Annotated in this window: 19 protein-coding genes; 10 read left to right on the forward strand and 9 right to left on the reverse strand. The window is 73.0% G+C overall.

Annotated elements, in window-relative coordinates:
- Window positions 1-1025 precede the first annotated feature (1025 nt).
- Together ACIQM4_RS23670 and ACIQM4_RS23675 are read left to right on the forward strand one after the other, a co-directional pair.
- A complete protein-coding gene (locus ACIQM4_RS23670) occupies window positions 1026-4169 on the forward strand; it encodes an ATP-binding protein (RefSeq protein WP_401594928.1) in 3144 nt (1047 codons plus the stop codon).
- Window positions 4170-4436: 267 nt separating this feature from the next.
- Window positions 4437-4934 (forward strand): hypothetical protein, encoded by a 498-nt coding sequence (locus ACIQM4_RS23675; protein WP_401594931.1) that lies wholly within the window; start codon window positions 4437-4439, stop codon window positions 4932-4934.
- Window positions 4935-5012: 78 nt separating this feature from the next.
- Here ACIQM4_RS23675 and ACIQM4_RS23680 read toward each other — a convergent pair whose 3' ends face one another.
- From ACIQM4_RS23680 to ACIQM4_RS23690, 3 genes are all read right to left on the reverse strand, one after another.
- Complete coding sequence (locus ACIQM4_RS23680; protein WP_401594934.1) at window positions 5013-6962, reverse strand: N-acetylmuramoyl-L-alanine amidase; 1950 nt, start codon at window positions 6960-6962, stop codon at window positions 5013-5015.
- 249 nt (window positions 6963-7211) lie between these two features.
- On the reverse strand, window positions 7212-7475 hold the full coding sequence (locus ACIQM4_RS23685; RefSeq protein ID WP_401594936.1) for a GlsB/YeaQ/YmgE family stress response membrane protein: 264 nt from the start codon (window positions 7473-7475) through the stop codon (window positions 7212-7214).
- Window positions 7476-7740: 265 nt separating this feature from the next.
- On the reverse strand, window positions 7741-8862 hold the full coding sequence (locus ACIQM4_RS23690) for an aminoglycoside phosphotransferase family protein (protein ID WP_401594939.1): 1122 nt from the start codon (window positions 8860-8862) through the stop codon (window positions 7741-7743).
- A 233-nt stretch (window positions 8863-9095) separates the two neighbouring features.
- Between ACIQM4_RS23690 and ACIQM4_RS23695 the strand changes: the two genes are divergently transcribed.
- Complete coding sequence (locus tag ACIQM4_RS23695) at window positions 9096-10595, forward strand: hypothetical protein (RefSeq protein ID WP_401594941.1); 1500 nt, start codon at window positions 9096-9098, stop codon at window positions 10593-10595.
- 10 nt (window positions 10596-10605) lie between these two features.
- Here ACIQM4_RS23695 and ACIQM4_RS23700 read toward each other — a convergent pair whose 3' ends face one another.
- The gene (locus ACIQM4_RS23700) at window positions 10606-12051 is read right to left on the reverse strand and encodes a PP2C family protein-serine/threonine phosphatase (RefSeq protein ID WP_401594943.1); all 1446 of its coding nucleotides are present in this window, start codon (window positions 12049-12051) and stop codon (window positions 10606-10608) included.
- A gap of 350 nt (window positions 12052-12401) precedes the next feature.
- On the opposite strand from ACIQM4_RS23700, the gene ACIQM4_RS23705 reads away from it, so the two are divergent.
- Window positions 12402-12566, forward strand: a complete 165-nt coding sequence (locus ACIQM4_RS23705) for a hypothetical protein (RefSeq protein WP_401594946.1) — start codon at window positions 12402-12404, stop codon at window positions 12564-12566.
- Window positions 12567-12656: 90 nt separating this feature from the next.
- On the opposite strand, the gene ACIQM4_RS23710 is transcribed toward ACIQM4_RS23705, so the two are convergent.
- Window positions 12657-13730: a glutamate--cysteine ligase gene (locus ACIQM4_RS23710; protein WP_401594949.1), complete on the reverse strand. Its 1074-nt coding sequence runs from the start codon at window positions 13728-13730 to the stop codon at window positions 12657-12659.
- Window positions 13731-13843: 113 nt separating this feature from the next.
- Between ACIQM4_RS23710 and ACIQM4_RS23715 the strand changes: the two genes are divergently transcribed.
- Window positions 13844-14749, forward strand: a complete 906-nt coding sequence (locus ACIQM4_RS23715) for a PTS sugar transporter subunit IIA (protein ID WP_401594951.1) — start codon at window positions 13844-13846, stop codon at window positions 14747-14749.
- Between the two features lie 78 nt (window positions 14750-14827).
- Complete coding sequence (locus ACIQM4_RS23720; protein ID WP_401594954.1) at window positions 14828-16396, forward strand: PTS ascorbate transporter subunit IIC; 1569 nt, start codon at window positions 14828-14830, stop codon at window positions 16394-16396.
- A gap of 26 nt (window positions 16397-16422) precedes the next feature.
- Here the strand turns inward: ACIQM4_RS23720 and ACIQM4_RS23725 are convergent, their stop codons facing one another.
- The gene (locus ACIQM4_RS23725; RefSeq protein WP_401594956.1) at window positions 16423-17286 is read right to left on the reverse strand and encodes a carbohydrate-binding protein; all 864 of its coding nucleotides are present in this window, start codon (window positions 17284-17286) and stop codon (window positions 16423-16425) included.
- A gap of 77 nt (window positions 17287-17363) precedes the next feature.
- Entirely contained in the window at window positions 17364-18275 is a 912-nt protein-coding gene (locus tag ACIQM4_RS23730; protein ID WP_401594958.1) for a helix-turn-helix domain-containing protein, read from the reverse strand.
- A 290-nt stretch (window positions 18276-18565) separates the two neighbouring features.
- Here ACIQM4_RS23730 and ACIQM4_RS23735 point away from each other — a divergent pair, with 290 nt between their 5' ends.
- From ACIQM4_RS23735 to ACIQM4_RS23750, 4 genes are all read left to right on the forward strand, one after another.
- Window positions 18566-19261, forward strand: a complete 696-nt coding sequence (locus ACIQM4_RS23735) for a (2Fe-2S)-binding protein (protein ID WP_401594961.1) — start codon at window positions 18566-18568, stop codon at window positions 19259-19261.
- Window positions 19258-20247 (forward strand): FAD binding domain-containing protein, encoded by a 990-nt coding sequence (locus ACIQM4_RS23740; RefSeq protein WP_401594963.1) that lies wholly within the window; start codon window positions 19258-19260, stop codon window positions 20245-20247. Before ACIQM4_RS23735 ends, ACIQM4_RS23740 begins: the two co-directional genes overlap by 4 nt.
- A 165-nt stretch (window positions 20248-20412) precedes the next feature.
- Window positions 20413-22509, forward strand: a complete 2097-nt coding sequence (locus tag ACIQM4_RS23745) for a xanthine dehydrogenase family protein molybdopterin-binding subunit (RefSeq protein ID WP_401594966.1) — start codon at window positions 20413-20415, stop codon at window positions 22507-22509.
- Window positions 22510-22645: 136 nt separating this feature from the next.
- The gene (locus tag ACIQM4_RS23750) at window positions 22646-23404 is read left to right on the forward strand and encodes an alpha/beta hydrolase (protein WP_401594968.1); all 759 of its coding nucleotides are present in this window, start codon (window positions 22646-22648) and stop codon (window positions 23402-23404) included.
- 49 nt (window positions 23405-23453) lie between these two features.
- Here ACIQM4_RS23750 and ACIQM4_RS23755 read toward each other — a convergent pair whose 3' ends face one another.
- Both ACIQM4_RS23755 and ACIQM4_RS23760 read right to left on the reverse strand, forming a co-directional pair.
- Entirely contained in the window at window positions 23454-24392 is a 939-nt protein-coding gene (locus tag ACIQM4_RS23755; protein WP_401594970.1) for a YihY/virulence factor BrkB family protein, read from the reverse strand.
- A gap of 169 nt (window positions 24393-24561) precedes the next feature.
- Window positions 24562-24996: a hypothetical protein gene (locus ACIQM4_RS23760; protein WP_401595065.1), complete on the reverse strand. Its 435-nt coding sequence runs from the start codon at window positions 24994-24996 to the stop codon at window positions 24562-24564.
- Window positions 24997-25066: the final 70 nt, after the last annotated feature.

Here is a 25066-nt window from a genome sequence, read left to right on the forward strand (position 1 = left end):
CCGGGTGGCGCCGCCGCGTTCTGTTGCGACACATGTTCCTGCCTGCGTGCCCAACTTGTGTGCCTGATGTGAAAGATGACGAAAAAAAGTAGGTGTGGCGCAGCAGATCGAGGCAAGGAGAAGGGGTCGCACCGGAGTGCCGGGAGCGATCTTCACCGAACGGCCCCACGCGTGCGCGGGGCAGGTGGAACAAGGCCGTAAACGCTTTCGGTGACCCCGGGGTCACTCTTGGTGGATACCCAGTGGGCCAGACCGGTGCCGCGTGATCCGATGAACCTCTTCCGGCCATGCACAAGACCGGCCGGCCCAGGGGGGAGAGGGCCGACCGGTCGTCAGGGGGCGCCGCCCCCGACCGTCGCACGGGCCGGGGGAGGCCGGAGCTCGGCCCTGGTGCGGGGCGGGGCTCAGCCCGGCGCGGGGGTGACGCGGGCGTCGACGCGTGCGAGGGCGGTGGCCGGAGCCGGGTGCCGAGGTCGGGTGAGGTGCATGAGGGCGGAGACTAGGAGCGCGGCGGGCCCGTCGTCTCCCCCCGCCGGGCCGGGACGCGGCCCCCGCGGCCGGAAGCACTCGCTCCCGACGGGTCGGCGGATGCTCGCCGCCGTGCCGGACGCCCGGGGCAACGCGCTGTACGGCGTGCGTGCCGGTGATGGCGTGCGGACCTGCCGCACCGAGGGTGCGGGGCCGGCGGGGTCGGTTCGGTAATGGCCGGAACTGTGCGCGGCCACAGCCGCGCTCCGAGGCGGGGCCTGACCCGCAAAGGCGGACAACCTGGACGGCCGGTGAAAACTGCGGGTGCCGAGCCGGGCCCCGCCGTGCGACGCCGGGGGACAGGTGAGTGAGGAAAACGTGAAGGAGGTGTGTGGTGCCTCCGGCGGCACCCGCCACCCCGGGCGCGGCCGGGACGCCGCCCCGAGCGGGCGTCACCCGCCCCCGCGGCCCTTCACGGGCATATGCTGAAGCCCTCCGGAAGCTCGCACCGGCGCCGCCTCGCGCCGGGCGCACGGCCGGACCTGGGGGGTGGCGCGATGCCGCGCGGTTCTGGCGTTCCCAAACGCACGCTGTTGGAGCGGGAGAGCGAACTGGCCGCGGTGGACGAGGCGTTGGCCGCACTCACCGGACTGCCCGGCGACCTGGCCGACCCGCGCGGGCCCGCCCGCGGTGGCCTCCTCGCGGTGGCGGGCCCCGCGGGTCTCGGCAAGACCACCCTGCTCGCCGAGGTCCGCCGCCGAGCCACCGCCCGCGGCTGCGGGGTCCTGTCCGGGCGGGGCGGCGACCAGGAGCAGACGGTCGCCTTCCACGTCGCCCGCCAACTCCTCCAGCCCCAGCTCGCCGGCCAGTCCGACACCGAACTCCGCCGCCGTCTGGGCAGTTGGTACGACATCGTGGGCCCCGCCCTCGGCCTCTGCGTGTCGGCACAGGGAGCGCCACCCGACCCGCAGGGCCTGCGCGACGGGCTCGACTGGGTGCTCACCCATGTCGCCGTGCAACGTGCACCCCTGGTCGTGGTCGTCGACGACGCCCACTGGGCCGACCCGGAGTCGCTGAGCTGGCTGGCCGCGTTCGCGCCACGGGTGGAAGACCTGCCCATGCTGCTCGTCGTCGCCTACCGTCCCGACGAACTGCCCCGCCACGCGGAGCAGTTGCGGTCACTGCCGGGGCGGGCCGGGTACCGACCGCTCGGGCTCGAACCGCTCACCCCCGCGGCCACCGGAGCCCTGGTGCGGGACTGGCTCGGCGCCCACGCGGACGACGCGTTCTGCCGCGAGTGCTGGGCCGTCACCGGGGGCAACCCCTTCGAGACCGTCGAACTCGCGGCCAAGGCACTCGACCGCGACCTGACCCCCGACGCGGCCAGCGTCCACCTGCTGCCCGGCATCGTCGCCGCGGTCAAGGGCAGCGGACTCGTCGCCCGCCTCGAACGGCTCGGTACCGGCACGGTGCGGTTCGCCTGGGCCTGCGCCGTCCTCGGCACGGAGATCTCCCTCGAACTCGCGGCGAGCGTCGCGGGCCTCGGCGCCGAGGCCGCTTCCGACGCCGCCGATCGCCTGCGCGAGGCCCGTATCCTCGCGAGCCCCCAGAGGCCCGACGCGCCACTGGAGTTCGGGCACCCGTTGATCGCCACGGCCATCTACCGCGCCATCCCGGACGCCTTCCGGGTCGCCCTGCACGGCCAGGCCGCCTGGTGCGTCGTCGACGCGGGACTCGGCTCGTCGGCCGCCGCCCGCCACCTCCAGGAGACCCACCCCGAGGGCGACCCGTGGGTGGTGCAGCACCTGCGTGCCGCCGCCCGCGAAGCCACCCGGGCCGGAGCCCTCGACGCCGCACGCAGGGCTCTCGCCCGCGCCCTGCGCGAACCCCCGCGGACCGAGGAACGCGCCGCTGTGCTCTACGAGTTGGGCTGTGCGTCGCTCCTCACCGAGCCTGCCACCACCGTCAACCACCTCCGCGCCGCCCTCGAAGAGCCGATCTCCGACCCCGCCCTGCGCCAGGCCGTCGTCTACCGCCTCTCCCAGGTCCTCGCCCACAGCGACCGCCTCGCCGAAGCCTGCGAGACCCTCGCGCACGAGGCCCGCACCGCCACCGACGCCCGCACCCGGCTCCGTATGCAGGCCGAGAAGTTCATGTGGGACGCCTTCCGCGCCGACGAACCCGACTCGCCCGCGCGCTCCCGGCGGCTCGCCCACCTCGCCGACCGGCTCACCGGCCGCGACGTGACCGAGCGCTATGTCATCGGTCTCCGCGCCTGGGACGCCACCCTGCGCGGCGAACCCTCCGAAGTTGCGGTCCACCACTCCGAACGCGCCCTCGTGGGCGGCCTGAGCTGGGCGGACGACACCAGGGGCTTCGAAGTGCCGGTGCTGACCGCACTCGTCTTCCTGTACGCCGACCGGCCCGCCCGCGCCGAGGAGCTCTTCGCCCCCGGCATCGCCGAGTTCGAGCGCCAGGGCTGGCGCGGCGCCCATCTGTCCTTCGCGTACACCCTCCTCGGCTACATCAGGTTGCGCCGCGGCCGTCTCGCCGAGGCCGAGGACTTCGTCCGCGCCGGGGTGCGGCTCGCCGAACGCACCGGGGTCCGCACCCCCGTCCAGTGGTACGGGGTCGGCGCCCTCGTCGAGGTGCTGCTCGCGCGGGGGCGCACGAGCGAGGCGGCGGCGGTCGCCGACGAGCACGGGTTCTGCGAGCCGTTTCCCGCCGCCGTCACCTTCCCCGACTCGCAGACGGTGTACGGCGCACTGCTGCTGGCCCAGGGCCGGAACTCCGAAGCGGTGGCCGAACTCCGCGCGGTGGGAAGGCGGTTGGAGCGGCGCGGTATCCGTAACCCCGGCTGGTGCCCCTGGATGCTGCACCTCGCACTCGCCGAGGCCCGCGACGCGCCCCTGGCCGCGCGGGCCACCGCACGCGAGGCCGTCGCGCGCGCCCGCCGGACCGGCACCCCTTCGGTGATCGGACAGGCGCTCAGGGTCGAGGCGGAGGTGTCGGCGGAACCCACCGAGCGGGTGAAGGTGCTTGAGGAGTCCGTGGCCTGCCTGGCAGCTTCCTCGGCCGCCTACGAACTGAGCCGTTCGCTGTTCGCACTGGGCCGGGAACTCAGGCGCACCACCCGGACCAAGGAGGCCGCCGAGCACCTGTACCGGGCGCTGGAGGGGGCGCTCCTGTGCGGGGCCGACGGCCTGGCGGCCCGGATCCGGGCGGAACTCGCGGCGGCGGGCCTGCGCCCGAGGCGCCTGCACGAAACGGACACGGGTACCTCCACGCTCACCGCAAGAGAGCGGACGGCGGCGGTGCTGACGGCACGCGGGGACTCGCCTGCGGCCGTCGCCAGCGCGCTGGGCACGGACGAGTCAGAGGCGAACCACCTGCTCTCGGCCGTCTTCCGAAAGGTCGGCACGGGCCGGGCCGGGCTGGAGGCGGCGCTCGGGCTGCCGGATCCGGGTACGGCGCCCGAAGTGCCGGACCCGGGAGCGGTCCTCGGTGTGCCGGGGCCGGAAGCGGCGCTCAGTGGGCCGGGGTCAGAAGGGATGCTCAGTGGGTCGGGACCCGGGGCGGCGCTCGAAGTCCCGGGCCCGCGATCGGCGCTGGAAGTGCCGGCCTCCGGAGCGGCGCTCGAAGGGCAGGCGCCGGGGGCGACGCCGGCAGACAAAGGGCCGGCGGCGGCGCCGAAGGCTTGAGGTGTACGTCCGACGCGGCGGCGCCGGGCAGAACAAGGCGGGCCGGCGATCGTCCCCGGCCGGACGAGCGTCCACGGCGGCCACTCCCGCGGGCCGGACGAGCCTCCACGGCGACTGGTCCCGCGGGCCGGACGAGCGTCCACGGCGGCCACTTCCGCGGCCGGATCCGAAGCCCGCGACGACGCTTCGGTAAGGGTCCGGCAAAGGGCCCCGCAAAGGGGCCCGGCCGCTTTTCCGCAGGCCGTCCCGGCCACGTACCATGTCGGCATGTCCTTCCTCCGCCGCCGCCCTTCCGCCACGCCCGCGGGTCCGGAATTCGACGTCCTCGCGATGGACCCGGGTGACTGGCCGGGAAACCTCGGCGCCGGCCTGCTGCCCGCGCCCGACGGCAGCTGTCAGGGCGTCTTCCTCCGGTACGACCTGTTCGGCGGGCGCGGCCCCTCGATGATCATCGGGAACCTCCCCGAAGGTTCCCCGGCCCGCGAGCTCACCGACGGCCAGGTCCCCTTCGAGGTGGCCCAGCTGCTCCTCGCCCTGGAGAACGAGGAAGAGGTGGAGGTCGTGAGCGTCGAGGACGTGCCCGTCATGCAGGGTGACAACCTGCTGATCGTGCGCCGCCTCAAGCTCTCCGAGAGCCGTATCTCCTGCGTGCAGTTCGACCGCAGTGACAACGTCCTCGTGACGATCGCCAGTTGGGACCGGCCGATCACCGACGACCTCTACGCGCTGCTGAAGCCGCTCCCCGCGGAGATGTTCCAGGGCTGACCAGCCCGTGGGCGCCGCCCTCTCCATCGGGCGTACGGCTCAGCGTGTGGGCGCGGCCCTCTCCACCGGGCGTACGGCTCAGTCCGTGGGCGCCGCCCGTTCCACCAGGCGTACGTCGGACTCCTTCACATAGCCGATCCGGTGCCCGTACTGGATCTCGTAGTAGTTCTCGCCGCCCCGGACGACCCGGCCCACCTGCCCGTACCCCGGCGCGTAGAAGTACTCGCCGGGCGTCCGCCGGCCGGCGACGTACCACTGGCCCGCCGGGATCCGGTAGGTCAGCGGCACCACCGGCTGGACGGGGACGCCTGCCGGGTACGCGGAGGGCTCCGGGTACGCCCTGCCGTAGACCGGGATGTCCCGGAGGCCCTCGCGGGGCGTGAGCAACGACGCACGGACGTTCACCGCGGTCGGCTGCTCGGCGGGGTTGTGGAACCACGCCTTCTGTCCGAGGTACCAGAGCGCCGTCCAGTCCCCGCGCCGCTCCGCGACCGCGTAGCTCTGGCCGGTCGAGGCCCGTGCCCCGGTGTCGTTGACGTCGGTCGTCGACTGCTCGCCGCCCGGACGCCGGCCGACGTCCTTGACCAGCGGCGCCGCGAGGTCGGGTGCGGTGTGCAGCCGGACCGCACCCGACCCGTGCTCGGGGCACGGCTCGGCCGGTTTCTTGCCGCAACCCCGGTAGGGCGGCCGGTGCGTCCCGTGGTCCGGCAGCACGGTGACCGCCTCGCTGCCGGGCCCCGCCGTCGCCACGAACGGGCTGCCGAGCAGCTCGAAGTAGTGCGCCCAGTCCCAGTACGGGCCCGGGTCGGTGTGCATGCCGCGCACCGTGTCGGGGAGCGCGCCCGGCACGTTGTCGTGGCCGATGATGTGCAGCCGGTCCAGCGGGATGTCGTACTTCGCGGCGAGGTGGCGTACGAGACGGGCCGACGACCGGTACATGGCCTCCGTGTACCAGGCGTCCGGAGCGGTCAGGAAACCCTCGTGCTCCAGGCCGACCGACTTGGCGTTCGTGTACCAGTTGCCCGCGTGCCAGGCCACGTCCTTCAGTGCCACGTGCTGCGCGACATGGCCGTCCGAGGACCGCAGTGTGTACTGCCAGGACACGTTGTCCGGTCTCTGGACCAGGCCGACGCTCGTCTGCCAGGAGCCTTCGGTGTCGTGGATGACGAGGTAGTCGATGCTGCTGTCCCGGCCGCGGGCACCGAGGTCGTGGTTGCCGTGGTCGGTGTCGCCGAGTTTCTTGTACGGGGCGGGGACCCACTCGCAGGACACCGTGACGGGACACTCGACGGGCGCACCGGGACGGGGGCCGGGCCGGCCGGCGGCCGGGGTGGCGGGTGGTGCGGCGGACGGCACGGCGGGCAGCGTGACGGACTGGCCGGTGTCCGTGGTGCGGTGCAGGCCGGCCCGGATGACCGCGAACACCTCGTCCGCGTACTGCCGCACGGCCGCCGGCTCGGTGGCGCCGGAGAAGCGCTGCACCGCCGCGTACCAGTCGGCGGGATCCGGGCCGGGAGCGCGGCCGAGCCGCTGCTGGGCCGCGGCGAGCAACGCGGCGCCACCCAGCACGTTGGCCGCCGGATCGCTGCGCAGCTTCTCGGCGGGAAGCCCGGTGAGCGCGGCGGCCTGCGCCAGCGTCCCGCCGGTGCCGGTGCCGGTGCCGGTGCCGGTCCGGGCCCCGGCGCCGCGGCCGGCGCGGTCGGCTCCGCCGTCGGCTGTGCTCGGGGGGTCCTGGCGGCCGTCGGTGAGGTGCATGGGCCCGTAGCCGCCGGTCACGCTCGGTGCGCCCGGGTGCGTGTCCCAGCGGGACTGGAGGTACGACACCCCCAGCAGCACGCTCTGTGGCAACCGGTATCTGGCCGCGGCAGCTGCGAAACCGGCCTGCAGGGTTTCGGAGGGCGGCGCGGCGGCGGGGATCCGGGCCGCGTGGGCCGACGTGGCGAGCGGGACGAGTGACGTCAGGAGCAGGGCGGCGGAGGCCGCGACGCCCCCCGTCCTGGTGGCGGAAAGGCACGCGGAACGGTGCAAGGCGTCCTCCGGAAGCGAACGGGCCGGGCGGCGGAACCGCTCATGATGCCCACCCGCGCCACCCGAACCGTGCAGGGCCGGCGGGGACGCCCCGCGTGGCGAACCGGCACACCCGCTTCCCGGAACGACAACTGCCGCCTCCACCGGGTGAGTTGTACTCACCTGGCAGAGACGGCAGTTTCGGGGTCGGCGCCACCTGTTCGGGCGACGGGGCGCCGCGGCGCCCGCTGCGGGGCGTCCCCTGGCGGGTCAGGCCCTGCGTCCTGTGACCAACCGGTAGATCAGAAGCACGATCACCGAGCCGACGACCGCGGCGATCCAGGTCGACAGCGAGAAGAAGCCGTTGATGGAGTCGACCCCGAAAATCATCTTGCCCAGCCAGCCGCCGAGCAGACCGCCCACGATGCCGATGAGCATCGTGATCAAGCAGCCGCCCGGGTCCTTCCCCGGCATCAGAGCCTTGGCGATGGCTCCGGCGAGCAGTCCGATCAGGATCCAAGCGATGATGCCCACTGTGATTCAACCTCCGTGCGAACAGAACCCCGGCGGCGGCCGGGGCTTCTAGCTGGTAACCGCACGGCGCTTTTCCCAAACACCTCGCGCGGGCGGGAGCGGGCCAGAGATCACGGAAGGGGTCGAAGGTCCCGGAGCTCCGGGGACCTTCGACCCCTCCTGCGACCTCGGTTCGATTCTCACCCGGCAGGGCGAAGGGCAGTGCCCGCGCCCAGGCACTGCCCTCCGCCCTTCCCCTCCACCCCGCGGTGGCGGACGACCCGCCTCAGCGGGTGCCGACCGCGGCACGCACCGCCCGACGGGCGAGTGCGCAGTCGTCGTGCAGCCGCCGCAACAGCAGGCGCTGCTCCTCGCCGGGAGAGATCCCGGAGCCGCCCGGGGAACCGGCCGGCGGGGCCTCTCGCATGGTCCGCTGCACCTTTGCCTCGTACGAGCGGACTTCGCGCGTCGTGACGAGCATCAGGTTGACCAGGAAGGCGTCCCGGGCCGCTGTGCCGGCCGCCTGCGCGAGCTGGGCGATCTGCCGGCGGGCCACCGGGGAGGCGTCGCCGAGGATCATCCACAGGGTCGCCAGGTCGTAGCCCGGCAGGTACCAGCCCGCGTGCTCCCAGTCGACCAGCACCGGGCCCGCCGGTGACAGCAGGACGTTGGAGAGGAGGGCGTCCCCGTGGCAGAACTGCCAGGGCAGCGAGGACCGGGAGATGCCGTGCAGCAGCTTCTGCAGGTCGCCCAGGTCACGGTCGGTGAACAGGCCCAGCGCGTGGAAGTCGGTGAGCCGCTTGCCGTAGTTGAGGGGCTGGCCGAACATCTCGGCCGGCGGGCGCCAGTGGTTGAGCTTGTCGATCGCGCCGAGGGTGGCCCGGACGTCGGCACGAGGAGGAGCCTCCGCCGGGTGTCGCGTCAGGGCCGCCGCCCGGCCCGGCATCCGCTCGATCACCAGTGTGCAGTTGTCGGGATCCGCGGCGATCAGCCGCGGCACCCGCACCGGTGGGCGGTGCCGGACGAAGGCGCGGTAGGCAGCTATCTCGTGCCTGAACCGCTCGGTCCACTGTTCGGAATGGTCGAGTAAGCACTTCGCGACCGCGGTCGTGCGGCCGACGGTGCCGACGAGCAGCACGGAACGTCCGCTGCGGCGCAGCACCTGCACCGGATTGAACTCCGGGCAGATCCGGTGCACCGAAGCGAGCGCCGCCCGAAGCTGCGCGCCCTGAGGGCCGGACAAGTCGAGTCTCCCGCTGAGCGGTTGGGTTCCGGGCCCTGCCGTGCGCCGAGCCCGACCGGTGCCCGCCGCCGCGGCGTGGTGCGGATCGAGATACGGCCCGCCGCCCGTCACCAGCGGGCGGTGCGGCCGGGGCGGGGCGGACACGGAGGAGGATGCTGTGTACATGGGCGGTACAGGTCCCTTCGTGCGCCGACGAGTTGCGTGCGCCGCCGGTCCCGGCGGACGGTCCGTACCCTGGGGAGTACGAGCCGGCTGCCGGGCCGGGGTGGCGCTTTCCTACCTGACACCCGGCCGCGGGTGGCACACCATCTGGCGCACCCTGGCGAACCCTGGCGAATAGTCGCGACGCATATCGCAGCGGGTTAGTGTCAAGTCAGCCGAGAACCTGGGGGCTTGACGTGACCGGAGAACCCAACACCCGCCTGAACGACCTGTTCGGCCTCACCGGATGGTCCAAGGGTGAACTCGCGAGAATGGTGAACCGGAAGGCGGCGGCCATGGGCCACCCGCAACTGGCCACCGACACCTCGCGGGTACGACGCTGGATCGACACGGGGGAGTCCCCCCGCGATCCGGTGCCCAAGGTGCTGGCGGCTCTGTTCACCGAGCGGCTCGGCCGTGTCGTGACCATCGAGGACCTCGGGTTCACTCGCACTGGCCGCACGGGACGACGCCGGGCCCCGGGCAAGACCGACCACCCCGACGGCGTGCCGTGGACGTCCGAGCAGTTGGCCGAGATCCTCTCCGAATTCACGGGAATGGACCTCATGCTCAACCGACGCGGCCTGGTGGGCGCGGGCGCCGCGCTCGCCGCCGGCTCCGCACTGACCAGCGCCATGCACGACTGGCTGCACTCCGACCCGACTCTCGCGGCCGACGGACCGCGTATCAGCGAACCCCTCCAGGTGGAACGCGCCGGGTACGACCTCTACGAAGCGGCCCCCGTCGGGTCGCAGGAGATCGACGCACTTGAACGATCGGTCGACGTCTTCCGTGCCTGGGACGCGTCGCGTGGCGGCGGGCTCCAGCGCAAGGCGGTCGTCGGCCAGCTCAACGAGGTCGGCGGGATGCTCTCCTACCGGCAACCACCCCATCTGCAACGGCGGTTGTGGGGGGTCGCCGCCAACCTGGCGGTCCTCGCGGGCTGGATGTCGCACGACGTGGGCCTGGAACCCACCGCACAGAAGTACTTCGTCATCGCCGCCCACGCGGCCCGCGAGGGAGGCGACCGGCCGCGCGCGGGCGAGGCGCTCTCCCGGGCGGCCCGGCAGATGGTGCACCTCGGCAAGCCCGACGACGCACTGGACCTGATGAAGCTCGCCAGGTCCGGCTCGGGCGAACAGACCCTGCCGCGCACGCGTGCCATGCTCCACACCATCGAGGCCTGGGCACAGGCCTCCATGGGACAGGGGCAGGCGATGCGGCGCACCCTCGGGGAGGCCGAGGAGCTGTTCGTCTCCGACAACGGCGACGTACCGGCGCCCAGTTGGATGCAGATGTTCGACGAGGCTGACCTGCACGGGATGCAGGCCCTCGCGTTCCGCACCCTCGCGGACCACGAACCGTCCGCGGCGGTGATGGCACAGCGGCACGCCAAGCTGGCCCTGGAACTGCGGCCGGAAGGACGTCAGCGCTCCAAGCTCTTCGACCACATCTCGATGGCCTCGGCCTGCTTCATCGGCAACGACCCCGACCAGGCCGCCAGGTACGCCAGGCTGGCCCTGAGCTCCATGGGGGAGACCTCGTCGCACCGCACCTGGGACCGGCTGCGCAGCATGTACCGGCTCACGGCGCAGTACTCGGACTATCCGATGATCGACGATCTGCGCCGGGACCTGGAGCGGGTGATGCCGAAGAAGGCCGGCGGCACGCGGGGAGCGGGGGCCGCCGCCGTGTGAGCGAACCGGGCTAGGCGTCGACCCTGGCGATCAGTACGCAGGCGTCGTCCTCGCGCTCTGTCTCACCGAACTCCTCCAGCACCAGCCGAACGCACTCACGGGCGCCGTGGGCGTCGGCGAACCGAGGGGCGAGGGACAGCAGCCTGCTCCGGCTCTCCTCGTCCGTGGCGCTGCGCCTCGACAGTCCGTCGGTGTGCAGGACCAGCAGGTCACCCTCGCGAAGGGCCACTTCGGCCTGCTCGTACGAGGTGCCGGTCGTCGCGCCGAGCAGGATGCCCTGCGGCGGGGTCAGCGGTCGTCCCTTGCCGTCGCGGAACAGCAGCGGGGCCGGATGTCCGGCCTGCGCCCAGGTGAGGAGGCGGGTCTGGGGGTCGTACTGGCAGCAGACCGCGCTGCCCAGGGAGGGATGGGCGAAGGAGGTGCCGAGCAGCTGATTGAGGTGCCCCATCAGCGCGGCGGGGCGCACGCCCGCGAGGGCCATGCCGCGCAGGGCGCCCAGGAGGAGCGCCATGGAGGAGGTGGCGCTCACCCCGTGACCGGTCAGGCCGCCGACGGTCAGCAGCGACTGACCGCCGGACAGTTCCATGGCGTCGTACCAGTCCCCGCCGACGAGTTCGCCGCTGGCGGAGGGCAGGTAGTACGCGGCCAGGTCGAGCGCGCCGCCCGCGGGGAGGGGCGCCGCGCCGCGCCAGGACGGCAGGACGGCTTCCTGGAGCTGTACCGCCACCTTGTGCTCGGTGCGGGCGAGATGGCGGCGCAGTTCCAGCGAGTGCCGGTTCTCCCGGACGGTGTGCTGGGTGCGCCGCAGCGTACTGATGTCACGCAGCACGGCCCACATCGAGGCGGTGCAGCCGTCCGCGTCGAGGACGGGTTCGCCCATCATGTGCAGGGTGCGCACCGTGGCGTCGTCCGAACGTACGATCCGGAACTCGCCGTCGATGGGCCTCCCGTCCACCAGGCAGTCGGTCACCATCGCGGTCAGCAGGCCCTGGTCGTCCGGGAGCAGCGCGGCCGGCAGTTCGTCCAGCGAGAGCGGGCCGCTGCCGCGGCCGCGGCCGAAGATCTCGTAGAGCTCGTCGGACCAGCTGACCTCGTCGGTCAGCAGATTCCATTCCGCGCTGCCGACCCGGGTGAGCAGGGAGCCCGCGTCGGGCAGGGGTGGCGGAGATCCGGCGGGGGACGGCGTCGCGGCTACGGCGGGCTCGGCGGGCGCGGCCGGCAGCCCGTCCTTCAGCTGCCCCAGGTGGCACCCCAGATCGTCCAGTTGATGGACAGCCAGGTCGCACAGGGCGCGCTGCCAGCGCAGCTGCGCGTCGTCACTCTCGTCGAGCGGCGCGTCCCGGCGGACCGCGTCCATGTCGCCGCGCAGCCGACGGGTCTGCGTGATCAGTGCGTCGACCATGCCCCGCTCGGGAGGCTGTGGCGCGGAGCGGTCCGCGAACAGGGGGGACGGCATGGCGTACTCCGATACAGGCGCGGCCGGGGACGGTCTGTCGGGTCTTCGGTGGGGTGGGTCCGATGGGTCCGTGCGGCGTGCCGATGAGGGTGCGCGGACGGTGAGAAGTCGACTGTTAAGACTCTGGCACAGGGAGCCGGGGCCCGTAAGCGGTTTGGCAACACTCGATCCGGTGGTGCACCTGGCATATGCCAACGGCTCTCGGGGCCGATCACGAGCGTCTCGCCACCACCGCCCCACCTGCTCCACCAGTCCCGCAGGTCACAGCGGTGGTGGCGCTTAGGGTCCGGCAGGTCGGGTACCCGGCGCGATGTCCCTTCCCGTACGCGCAGCACGAAGGAGCATCAGTGATGGACCGACGCCAGGACGGCCCCGAGGAGCAGTCTCCCGGAATCCCGCGCGACCTCCCCGACCAGCAGGCGGGCGCGGACGACGACCCGCATGCGGCAACCGACATGCCGGACCGGGTGGACCCCGAACCTGAAGAGGGCACGGTGGACGAACCCACGGGCTGAAGGACCGACCCGGGGGCGGAGGGGTGCCCGGCCTGCCGGCAACGCCCGTGCCCCTCGGCTCGTGCCCGGCGGCCCGTGCCCGGGTGGCTCTCACGCCACCGTCCGGCGCGCACACTCCTCCACCACCGCGCGCAGGTCCCCCGTCCTGCGCAACTGCTCGCGTTGCACCTGGGCGCCGTTGCCACGGGCCAGCAGCACATCCAGGTGTTCCTTGACGAGGTCCGTGTCACCGCTGTCGCGCAGCGCATCGGACACGTGCGCCAGCAGCGCCCGTACGACTGTCTCCGCGGGCGCAGGCGTCAGGGTGAGCGGATCGATCAGCTCACCGCAGAGCCCCGACCGCGCCGCCCGCCACGACGCGAGGCGTAGCAGCCCCACACCCGTGTCGTCGGGCGGGCCGCCCGACGCCCACTGCCTGGCCGCCGTCTCCACCAGCGCCCGTACGAGCGCGGCGATGAGCACGGTGTCGTCCGCCTCCAGACAGACATCGGGCACCCGGACCTCGACGGTCGGGTAGTGGCGTGACAGCCGGGCGTCGAAGTAGATCATTCCCTCGTCGAGCAGGGTCCCGGTGGCCAGCATCGCCCGTACCTGCCGGTGGTAGTTCGCGGCCGACCCGAACCGCTCGGTCGCCCCGGTGGACGGCCAGCGCCCCCACACCCGGCTGCGGTACGAGCTGTAGCGGGTCTCCCTGCCCTGCCAGAACGGCGAATTGGCACTCAGCGCGAGCAGCGCGGGCAGCCACGGCTGTATCCGGTCGAGCACCGCGACGCCCTCCTCGTCGGAGTCCACCGAGACGTGCACGTGGCAGCCGCAGGTGAGCTGCTCCAGCGTGGTCAGCCCGAACTCCTCCTCCAGCCGCCGGTAGCGGTCCCCGGCGTTGATCGAGGGGGCGACCGGCAGCGGGGAGGTGGCCAGCGCCGCGAGTTCGGCGCCCGCCCGCCGGGCCCCCGCGGCGGCCTCCCCGCGCCAGCGGCGCACCTCGGCGGCCAGCTCCTCGATGGAGGTCCTCGGGCGGGTGGCTATCTCCAGCTGCTCGCGGTGCAGCTCCTTCTCCAGCGTGGACCCGTCCGGCAGCGCGGCCAGGACGGCCCCGGACACCGCCCTCGGGGTTCCGTCGCCGTCGACCAGCAGAAGTTCCTCTTCCACTCCCACACTTCGCACGGGTGGCCCCCCTCGGGCTCGATGATCTTCGTGGTGGCGGAGCGAGTGCCTTCTTTCTCTACCCACGTGTTCCGGGCGCGCCGCATGTTCATGACTGTGCAAATATCGGATCCATGTCGGCACTGAGCGATCTTCTCCCGCCTGAGGCGGTACGACTGGACGTCCTCGCGGCGGACTGGAGGGAAGCCGTCCGCGACGCGGGCGAGCTCCTCGTCGCCACCGGAGCCACCACGGCGGACTACACCGCCGAAATGATCCGGAACGTGGAGGAGAACGGCCCGTACATCGTCATCGCGCCCGGTTTCGCCTTCGCCCACGCCCGTCCCTCGCCCGCCGTGCTGCGCACCGGAATGTCGTGGCTGCGGCTCGCCCGGCCGGTGGAGTTCGGGCACGAGGCCAACGACCCGGTGAACCTGGTGGTCGCCCTGGCGGCCGAGGACGCCGCCGCGCACACCGCCGCGATGGCTTCACTGGCCCGGCTGCTGGGCGACCCCGAGGCGTCGCGTGCCCTGCAGGAGGCGCGGACTCCGCAGGCACTGCACGCCGTGCTCGCGGGCCGGCAGGACGCTCCCACCCGGACGGACGGGGCCGCGCCGGGGGCAACCACGGGCGCCTCGCCAACCACGGGTGCCTCGGCAACCGCCGGTGCCGCGGGCACCGCCGGCGCCCTCAAGGCCACCGACCCCGCCGATCCTGCCGATCCCGTAAAGCCTGCCTCTCCCGCAGGCCCCGCCGTGCACAAGATCCTCACCGTCTGCGGAAACGGCGTCGGCACCAGCCTCTTCCTCAAGAACACCCTCGAACAGGTCCTCGACCGGTGGAACTGGTCGAGGTACGTGAACGTCGAGGCCACCGACACCATCTCCGCCAAGGGCAAGGCCTCCGAGGCGGTCGCCATCCTCACCTCGCGCGAGATCGCCCGGACACTCGGCGACGTGGGTGTGCCGGTGAAGGTCGTGGAGGACTTCACCTCCACCACCGAGGTGGACGGCGTGCTCCGCGACACCTACGACGTCTGACCGCGGCCCAGGACGTCCGACCGCCTGCGCAGCCGGAACACGTACCACCCGATCGACCCCCGCCCGGAGGCCCCGCTCATGGACTGGCTCGTCTCTCTCGCCAAATTCCTCGTCAACGAGATCCTCAGCCAACCCGCCTACCTCATCGGCATCATCACCGCCGTCGGCCTCATCGCCCTGCGGAAGTCCGCGGGGCAAGTCGTCGGCGGCGCCATCAAGGCGACGCTGGGTTTCCTGCTGATCGGGGCCGGCGCCGGTCTCGTCGTCAACTCCCTGGCCCCGCTCGGCGAGATGATCCAGGGCTCGACCGGTGCGCACGGTGTCATCCCGACCAACGAGGCCATCGTGGGCATCGCACAGGCCCAGTACGGGGCCAGGGTCGCCTGGCTGATGATCGTGGGGTTCGCGGTCAGTCTGCTGCTCGCACGGTTCACGCCCCTGCGGTACGTGTTCCTGACCGGGCACCACATGCTGTTCATGGCCACGCTGCTGACGATGGTCCTCGCCACCGCGGGGCAGGGCTCGGTCGCCGTGGTCGTCGTCGGCGGCGTCCTGCTCGGCATCCTCCTGGTCGCGCTGCCCGCCTTCGCGCACCCCTGGACCAAGCGCGTCACCGGGAACAACAGCGTGGCCATCGGCCACTTCGGTACCGCCGGGTACATCACGGCCGGCGCTGCGGGCCAGCTCGTCGGCAGGCGCAGCCGCAGCACCGAGGAGATGAACCTCCCCGAGGGGCTGCGCTTCCTGCGCGACTCCATGGTCGCCACCGCACTGTCCATGGTGCTCATCTACATGATCATGGCGATCCTGTTCCTGGTGAAGGTCGGTGGGGACGTCGCCTTCAAGGCCTTCGGTGACGGCGCGGCGGCCACCGACGTCGGCAACTACCTGATGAAGTCCGTGATGCAGGGCCTGCAGTTCGGCATCGCCGTCGCCGTCATCCTGTTCGGCGTCCGTACGATCCTGGGCGAGCTGGTGCCCGCCTTCCAGGGCATCGCCAACAAGCTCGTCCCCGGCGCCGTCCCCTCACTGGACGCGCCGATCGTCTTCCCGTACGCCCAGAACGCCGTGCTCATCGGTTTCATCTCCAGCTTCGTCGGCGGCCTGATCAGCCTCGGACTGCTCACCTGGATCTTCAATCCGGCCTTCGGCCTCGCCCTGGTCCTGCCGGGGCTCGTTCCGCACTTCTTCACGGGCGGTGCGGCCGGTGTCTACGGAAACGCCACGGGCGGGCGGCGCGGGGCGGTCGTCGGCGCGTTCCTCAACGGCGTCCTGATCACCTTCCTGCCCGCACTGCTGCTGAAGGTGCTGGGCGCGTTCGGCAAGGAGAACACCACCTTCGGCGACGCCGACTTCGGCTGGTTCGGCTCGATCGTGGGCAATGTCGCCAAGGTCGGCGGCGGAGCTGCGATCGCGCTGATGCTGCTGGTCGGCGCGGTCCTGCTGGCGGGCGCGATCGTGATGCAGAAGCGGGTCGTGGACACCGGCTGGGACCCGGGTGCCAAGCGGGACGCGGCGCTCGGGGTGCATGCCCGCGCGACGACGGCGGCCGACCCGCAGGGCGCCGCCGCACCCTCCGGGACGTACGCCCGCGTCGCCCCGCCGGCCGGGGCCCCCAAGCCCCCGCCGCGCCCCGGCGCCGAGTGACGCACCCCGGCGCCGGGGCCCGGTCGCTACCCGGCGCGCCAGAGGGCCGGCACGTTCGGCGGCTCCCAGCCGGGCCCCGCCGTGTGTGACTGGAGGCAGGTGTAGGAGCGGCCGGCGTACGTCACCCTGTCGCCCGCCCGGTAGGCGGCACCCGCCCTCCAGGTGCCGGACGGGGGCGGGGTGGTCGGTGGGTCGGTGGGCCCCGGATCCTGCGGCACGTTCAGGACGAAGTCGTAACTCCCCTCCTGCAACGGCCCGTTGGTCCGCATGGTCATCAGGAGCCGTGGGTCGAAGATGCTGTCCGTGTTGTTGCGGGGCTCGCCGGGGAAGTACAGCTGGGTGGTCAGTACGGGGCGGCCGGGGGCCTGCACCTTCACGTGGAGGTGCCGGGTGCGGCCGGGGTAGAGGCCGGGCACGATCGTCGTCAGGGTGAACGCGCCCTGGGCGTTGGTGAACTGGTGGCCCCGGAAGCGGAAGCCGCTGTTGTCGTACGCGCCGTTGACGTCCGCCTGCCAGAAGTCGAGCAGGGCGTTCGCGACCGGTCGGCAGGCCAGCCCGAAGACGTACCCGGTGACGGTCAGCCTGGTGCCCGGCGGGTTCCCGTCGAGGAGCGAGGTGCGCAGCGGCGAGTTCGGTTTGAAGTACGGGCCCTCGGTCTGCTGCGGGGTCGGGTCGTCGCCGTCGTCGCAGGACGGGGTGAGCTCGGGGCGCGGGGTCTGCGCGCCCCTGGTGGTCCTGGCCAGGGCCGGCACCCCGACGAGGGCGGTCGGCAGCGCCACCCCGGCGGCGAGCGCCGCCCTCAGCACGGTCTTGCGGGACGGCGAGTGGGGGGAGGGGAGTGGGGAAGGGGCGGTCTCGGGGGTGTGTTCCGTGGGTTCGGACTGGTCCATCGCGGGGACGCCTCCAGGTCGGACGGACGAACGGGAGTGGAAGGGGCCGGGGTGGGCGGCCGGGCTTCCCTGCGAACCTAGGCGGGGGAGTCCGGGTGCGCGAGGGACGCAATGCGGTGGTCGTGGTGCATTGCACCGCTGCCGCGCCGGAACTCGCCGGGGCTGTTGCCGGTCTCGCGGCGGAAGAAGCGGCAGAAGTAGGCCGGGTCCGCGAACCCGACCGCCGATGCCACCTGACGTACCGTCAAATCAGTGCGAGCCAGGAGTCGTTTGGCCTCGTGGACGCGGACCTGGCGCACCAGCCGGCCAGGGGTGCGGCCAGTGCTCTGCTTGACCGCCTCGTTGAGATAGCCGACCGTCACGCCGAGCCGGCGGGCGTAGGAGGCCACCGACGTCTCGCCCCGCTCCGTGCCCGACAGCAGGGCGACGAACTCCTGCGTCACCAGCTTCGGGCGGTCCGCCGGCCCGGCCCCGGCGGGCACCGGACCGGCGAGACGGGAGGCGCGCACGATCAGCACGTGCAGACAGGCCCGCAGCACGGAGGCGAAGCCGGCCGCCCCGCCGCGGTACTCACGCTCCATGTCGGCGACCAGATGGGCGAACCGGGAGGCCTCCTGCGGGCCGGGGCTGAACCACGGCCGCTCCCCGAGCGCGCGCAGCAGATCGCGGTCACCGGGATGGTCCAGCAGGAAGTCCTCGGTGAACAGGACGACCTGCCCCTGCAGCCCGACGGCGTCCTCCCAGTGGTGCACCTGTCCCGGAACCACGAAGCACAGGTGCGGCGGGCGCAGCTCCCACCGGGAGAGGTCGATGACGTGCGCGCCGCGCCCGCCGGTGACGTAGACGATCTCGTAGAACGTGTGGCGGTGCGGGAACGACGCCCGGGACATCGGGCCGACATCGTCGAACGAGCCGATGGCGAAGGGAAACTGCTGGGGTGCGGGCACCTGGAGCCGGTGCAGCGGGACGGCGCTCTCCACGGTTTCCATCGGTTCCGCTCTCCTCGTACTCCGGCTCCGGAGCTCCTCCGGTGCGGCATTGGTCCGGACCGACGCACGATGCCACGCGGGCACGGCGGAGGGAACCGGGCGGTCCGCCAACGGGCGGGAAACCGCCGGTGCGACAGGTCGCCCACGGGGGAGTGAGTGCCGGGGCGGCCCGTCGGCAGGGCCCCCGCAGGCGTCGTCCGAGGTGCCGTCGTGAATGTCCTGGCCCAGCCTGGACAAGCGAGACCCGTACCCCCGGTCACGTTCCGGACAGACGAAGGGCGCACACGCACATGGGAACCGACGACGTCCTGACCGCAGGCGCTCCGCCAGACGACGACCCGGTCGCCATCCGGTCGAGGATCACCCTGCACGTCAACGGGGCGGACAAGTCACTGACCGTCGACCACCGCGCCACCCTCCTGGACGTACTGCGCGAGGACCTCGACCTGACCGGGTCGAAGAAGGGCTGCGACCACGGGCAGTGCGGTGCCTGCACCGTCCTGGTCGACGGCAGGCGGGCCAACAGCTGCCTGCTGCCCGCCGTCGCGCAGGACGACCGGACCGTCACGACCGTCGAGGGACTGGCGGGGCAGGCGGCAGGGACAGGCTGGCAGGGCGGTCAGGACGCGGGCCGGCAGAGCGGCGCCCGGGCGGACGAGGAGCAGTCGGGGCACCACGCGGCGCAGGGCGCCGAGGGCGGACCCGCCCTGCACCCCGTGCAGCAGGCTTTCCTGGAGCGCGACGCCTTCCAGTGCGGCTACTGCACCCCCGGCCAGATCTGCTCCGCCGTCGGCATGCTCGCCGAGGCCGAGGCGGGACATCCGTCGGCCGCCACCCCGCGGCGGGAGCTGGCCGCTCACCCGAACGGCCCCCGGCCCCTGGACCGGGACGAGATCCGTGAACGGCTGAGCGGAAACCTTTGCCGCTGCGGCGCCTACCCGAACATCGTCGCCGCAGTCGAGGACGCCCAGGAGGCACTCCGATGAAGCCCGTCGGTTACGTACGTCCGCAGAGCGTCGAAGAAGCGGCCGCCGCCCACGCCGGCCGTGCGGGAGCCCGCTATCTCGGTGGCGGCACCAACCTCGTCGACCTGATGAAGCTCGGCGTCGAGACGCCCGACCTGCTCGTCGACGTCAGCAGGCTGCCCCTGGACACGGTGGAGGAGCGACCCGACGGTTCCCTGCACCTCGGTGCGACCGTCCGCAACAGCGACCTCGCCGCCCACCCGTTGGTCCGCACCCGCCACCCCGTCCTCTCCCAGGCGCTGCTCGCCGGCGCCTCGGGCCAGTTGCGCAACATCGCCACCACCGGCGGGAACCTCCTCCAGCGCACCCGCTGCAGCTACTTCCAGGACACCTCCAAGCCCTGCAACAAGCGGGCACCCGGCACCGGCTGCGCCGCCCGCGAAGGCGTCCACCACGACCACGCGGTGCTCGGCCACTCCGCCCAGTGCATCGCCACCCACCCCTCCGACCTGGCGGTGGCCCTCGCCGCGCTGGACGCGGTGGTCGAGCTGTGCGGCCCGGACGGGGAACGGACCGTGCCCGTCACGGAGTTCCACCGGCTGCCGGGCGACCGGCCTGACCAGGACACCGTGCTGCGACACGGCGAGCTCATCACCGGCGTCACCCTGCCGTCGGACGCCGCCGGGCTGCCTTCCGCGTACCGCAAGGCGCGCGACCGTGCCTCGTACGCCTTCGCACTGGCCTCGGTGGCCGCCGTGCTCGACATCCAGGACGGTGTCGTACGACAGGTGGCGCTCGCCTTCGGCGGGCTGGCGCACCGACCCTGGCGCGCTCGCCGCGCGGAAGCCGGCCTGCTGGGCGCCGCCCTCACGGCGGACCGCCTCACCGAGGCGCTGGACGCCGAACTCGCGCACGCCGAGCCGCTGCGCGACAACGCGTACAAGGTCCCGCTCGCCCGCCGGCTCGCCCACGAGGTCCTGACGGAACTGGCCACCGACCAAACCTGAACCGGACCTGCCGCGGCCCGCCCCCCGCACCTCCGGCAGCCGCCCCCCCCGCACCTCCGGCAGCCGTCCCCCCCTGCACCTCCGGCAGCCGCCCCCCTCCTGCCACACCTCCGGCCTCCTGTCACACCCTGGCCTCCTGCCACACCTCTGGAAGGACATTCCGCGATGCGCAACCCCCCGACCGCGCTCGGCGCCCCCGCCGCCCGCCGGGAGGGCCGGGACAAGGTCACCGGCGCCGCCCGCTACGCAGCCGAGCACACCCCGTCCGGCTGCGCCTACGCCCGAGCGGTGCCCGCCACGGTCGCACGCGGCCGGATCACCGCCGTCGACGACACCGAGGCCCTGGCCGTCCCCGGCGTGCTGGCCGTCCTCACCCCGCGCTCCGCACCCAAGCTGGGCAAGGCCGACGACCCGACGCTGCACCTCCTCCAGGACGACGACGTCCCGCACCACGGCTGGTACGTCGCGCTCGTCGTCGCCGACACCCCGGAAGCCGCCCGCGAGGCCGCCCAGGCCTTGCGCATCGAATACGCCACCGAGCCGCACGACGTCACCGTCCGTGACGGCCACCCGGACGGCTATACCCCCGATGAGGCCAACGGAGGCTTCCCCGCGACCCGCGAACGCGGCGACACGGAAAAGGCGTTCGCGGGGTCACCGCGACAGGTGGACGCCTCGTACTCGATCCCGCCGCTGCACAACCACCCCATGGAGCCGCACGCCAGCACCGCACGCTGGGACGGCGACCGGCTGACCGTGCACGACTCCAGCCAGGGGGCGAGCACCGTCCGCCAGGTACTGGCCGGGCTGTTCGAGGTGCCGGAGGAGAACATCACCGTCGTCTCCGAGCACGTGGGCGGCGGCTTCGGCTCCAAGGGCACGCCACGCCCGCAGGTCGTACTGGCCGCGATGGCCGCCCGCCATGTCGGCAGACCGGTCAAACTCGCCCTGTCGAGACGGGAGTTGGCAGAGGTCGTCGGGCACCGGGCGCCGACCCTGCACCGGATCAGGCTGGGCGCGCAGGCAGACGGCACCCTCGTCTCCGTCGACCACGAGGTCACCACCCACACGTCCCGGGTCAAGGAGTTCGTCGAGCAGGCCGCCGTGCCGACCCGCGTCATGTACGCCTCCGCGCACAGCCGCACCACGCACCGCGTCGTCCCGCTCGACGTGCCGAGTCCGTCCTGGATGCGCGCACCGGGCGTGGCCCCCGGCATGTACGCCCTGGAGTCGGCCATGGACGAACTCGCCGAGGCCGTCGGGCTCGACCCGGTGGAACTGCGCGTGCGCAACGAACCGCAGAGCGAGCCCGACAGCGGAAAGGCGTTCAGCAGCCGGCACGTGGTCGAGTGCCTGCTGGAGGGCGCCCGCCGCTTCGGCTGGGCCGACCGTGACCCGCGGACGGGCGTCCGCCGGGAGGGAAAGGTGCTGACGGGCACCGGAGTGGCCGCCGCCACCTACCCGGTCGAGGTGTCGCCCTCGCGCGCGTCGGCGCGGGCGCTGCCCGACGGGTCGTACGTCGTACGTGTCAACGCGACGGACATCGGCACGGGTGCACGCACGGTGCTCGCCCAGGTCGCGGCCGACGCGCTCGGCGTACCGCTGGACTCCGTACGCACCGAGGTCGGCAGCACGGAACTGCCGAAGGCACCCCTGGCGGGTGGGTCGTCGGGGACGGCCTCGTGGGGCTGGGCGGTGCACGAGGCGTGCACCGCGCTCGCGGGGCGGCTGGCCGCGCACCAGGGACCGGTCCCGGCGGAAGGGCTGGAGGAGACCGCGGACACCGCGGGAACGGCGGACGCGGAATCCCCGTACGCCCGGCACGCGTTCGGCGCGCACTTCGCCGAGGTACGGGTGGACACGACCAGCGGAGAGGTACGGGTGAACCGCGTGCTCGGCGTCTACGCGGCGGGCCGCATCCTCAACTCCCGCACGGCGAAAGCACAGTTCGTGGGGGGCATGACCATGGGCATCGGCATGGCGCTCACGGAGAACAGCACCCTGGACCCGGCCTTCGGGGACTTCGTGGAACGCGACCTGGCCGCCTATCACGTGCCGTGCCACGCGGACGTGCCGGACATCGAGGCGCACTGGATCGACGAGAAGGACGACCACCTCAACCCGATGGGCAGCAAGGGGATCGGCGAGATCGGCATCGTCGGCACGGCGGCGGCGATCGGCAACGCGGTGCACCACGCGACGGGAATCCGCTTCCGGGAACTCCCACTGACTCCGGCGCGTTTGCTCTCCGCAGGGCTGTGACCTGACAGCTCTGCCCGACCTGCCCGCCCCGGGACCAGGATCTGCCCGTCCCGGGACCAGGATCTGCCCGCCCCGGGGCCAGGACCCGCCCGCCCCGGGGCCCCCGGCCCTGATCCCCCCGGACCTGGAGACCTGCATGCGCCCCGGCGACCAGAGCGAACCGACGTCGCCCTCCCGCCCCGGCCTCGAACCCCGCCCAGGTTCCCGCACCAGCCCCGGCCCCCGCCCCACGGCCGCCGTTCTCCTCCTGCACGGCGGCCGTGCCGACGGCATCGAAGCACCGCCCCCGCTGAATCTCCCGGGCCGCCGCATGGTTCCCTTCGGCCGTGCCGTGTCCCGCGCGGCGGGTGGCGGCCGCATCGCCGTGCGCACCGCCGTCTACCGGCACCGGGGGTGGAACGGCGAGCGTGCCGACCCGGTGCCCGACGCCCTGCGCGCCCTGGACGGACTCGTCGCCGCACTCGGGCCCGTCCCGGTGGTGCTGCTCGGGCACTCGATGGGCGGTCGCGCGGCCCTGCGGGTCGCCGGGCACCCGCAGGTCCGCGGGGTCGTGGGGCTGGCCCCGTGGTGCCCGCCCGGCGAACCGGTCGAGCAGCTGGCGGACCGCGATGTCGTACTCCTGCACGGCGACCGGGACCGTACGACCAGCCCGCGGGGCACCCGCGACCTGGCCGCCCGCGCCCGCCGGGCAGGCGCCCGCAGCTGTGTGGTGAACGTCGAGGGCAGCGTCCACGCGATGCTCCGGCGGGCCACCACCTGGCACGCGCTCACCGCGAGGATCACCGCGGGACTGCTCGGACTCGTGCCGCTGCCGACGGCCGTGGACGAGGCGCTGCGACTGCCCGGGGACACCGACCCGGCCGAAGGGGTCGTCGACGCGGAGCGGTGCACCTGACCCGCGGGCCTGCGTGGGACGTCACGCCCGTGGGGTCGGACGGCGCGGGTCAGCCCGGCAGCGGCCTGCGTACCGTCCGGGGGTGCGGCTGGCTCGGGCCCCGTCCCTCCAGCCTCCGCAGCTCGACGTTGAACTGCGCCCCCACCAGCAGCGACAGGTTCGCGAACCACACCCACACCAGGAAGACGATGATCCCGGCCAGCGACCCGTACAGCCTGCTGTAGCTGGCGATGTTCGTCGCGTAGAAGGCGAATCCGGCCGAAGCGGCCAGCCACAGGAACGCCGCCAGTACTCCGCCGGGCAGACCGCGCCGTACCCCCTTGGCGACGGCCGGTCCCGAGTGGAAAAGGATCATGATCAGCAGGGCGACCAGACAGCCCAGCACCGGCCACTTGAGCCCGGACCACACCGTTTCACCCAGCTGCCCCATCCCCAGCCGGTCGGCGAGCCCGCGGGCCATCGGGCCGGTGATCACCAGAGCCGTCGCACTCATCAGCAGCAGGAGCAGCAGACAGGCGGCGGTCACCACGTTGACGTGCGCCTTGCGCAGCGCGGGCCGGGAGTCCCGCACATGGTGCATGGCGTGCAGCGCCCGCCGGAACACCGCCAAGTAGCTGGATGCCGACCACAGCGAGCTCACCGTCCCCGTGACCAGCAGGATCCATACCGCCGACGTGCCCTGGACTGCCCTCTCCAACGCCTCCCGCAGCGCCGCGCCCGACTCGGCGGGCGCCACCGACGCGATGTCCCGGATCAGCGACTGGGTCGCGTCCGGGTTGGCGAGTCCGATCAGCGTGACCGTCACCAGCAGCGCCGGGACCAGCGCCAGGATGGCGTAGTAGGTGAGCGCCGCCGCCCAGTCGGACACGTCGTCGTTCCACACGGAGACGGGGGTGCGCCGCAGGGCGGTACGGTAACGGGCCGCCCTGCCGGGAGCGGGCGGCGGACCGCTCCGGTCGGCCGGCGGTGCGGTGGGCTCACTCGGCATGGTGCGTTCTTCCGTGGGTGGGGCGGGGGTCGACTGTGCCTACCTTCTCACCTCGGTGTAGCACTTCATCCCCATGTGATGCGGTATGCGCGTCACGGGGAGAAAACGTTTCGCCGCGCCCGCGCCGAGGGGACGAGCATCCCCGCCCCCACCCCGGGCGGGAAAGGGTTCAGGGCGTACGGTGAGCGGCCGCCGCGTCCTGTTCGGGTGCCCCGGAACCGCCCGTCGACGCCCCGCCCCGCGACTCCCGGCGCAACGCGACACCGGTGGCCAGCGCGCCCACTCCTTCCCAGATGCCCACGCCGAGGAAGCCCGCCGGGGCGCGGCCGGAGACCACGGCGAGCGTGAAGACCGTGCAGGTGAGCAGCCGGAACGGGACGGTCCAGCGGAAGAATGCCCGCCAGTCGGCGAGCGCGGCCAGCACGTAGTACACGCCCATGTTGACCGCCGCCATCGAGGAGGCGGTCACGAACATCAGCGTGTGGTCGCCGTCCGCCCGCGCTCCCTTCGGCACCGGATCGAGGCCCATCAGCGCGATCTGGGCGTCCGGGGTGACGAGCCCCACCACCCCGAGCGCCGCCGCCAGCAGGCCGAAGACCGCCATCGTCCAGCCGGAGGGGGAACGGGGCAGCCGTACAGAAGTCTTCACAGAGGTCCTTCGCGAGGGGAGCGGA

The organism is Streptomyces sp. NPDC091272, from assembly GCF_044757485.1.
In the GTDB taxonomy this organism is placed as follows: domain Bacteria; phylum Actinomycetota; class Actinomycetes; order Streptomycetales; family Streptomycetaceae; genus Streptomyces.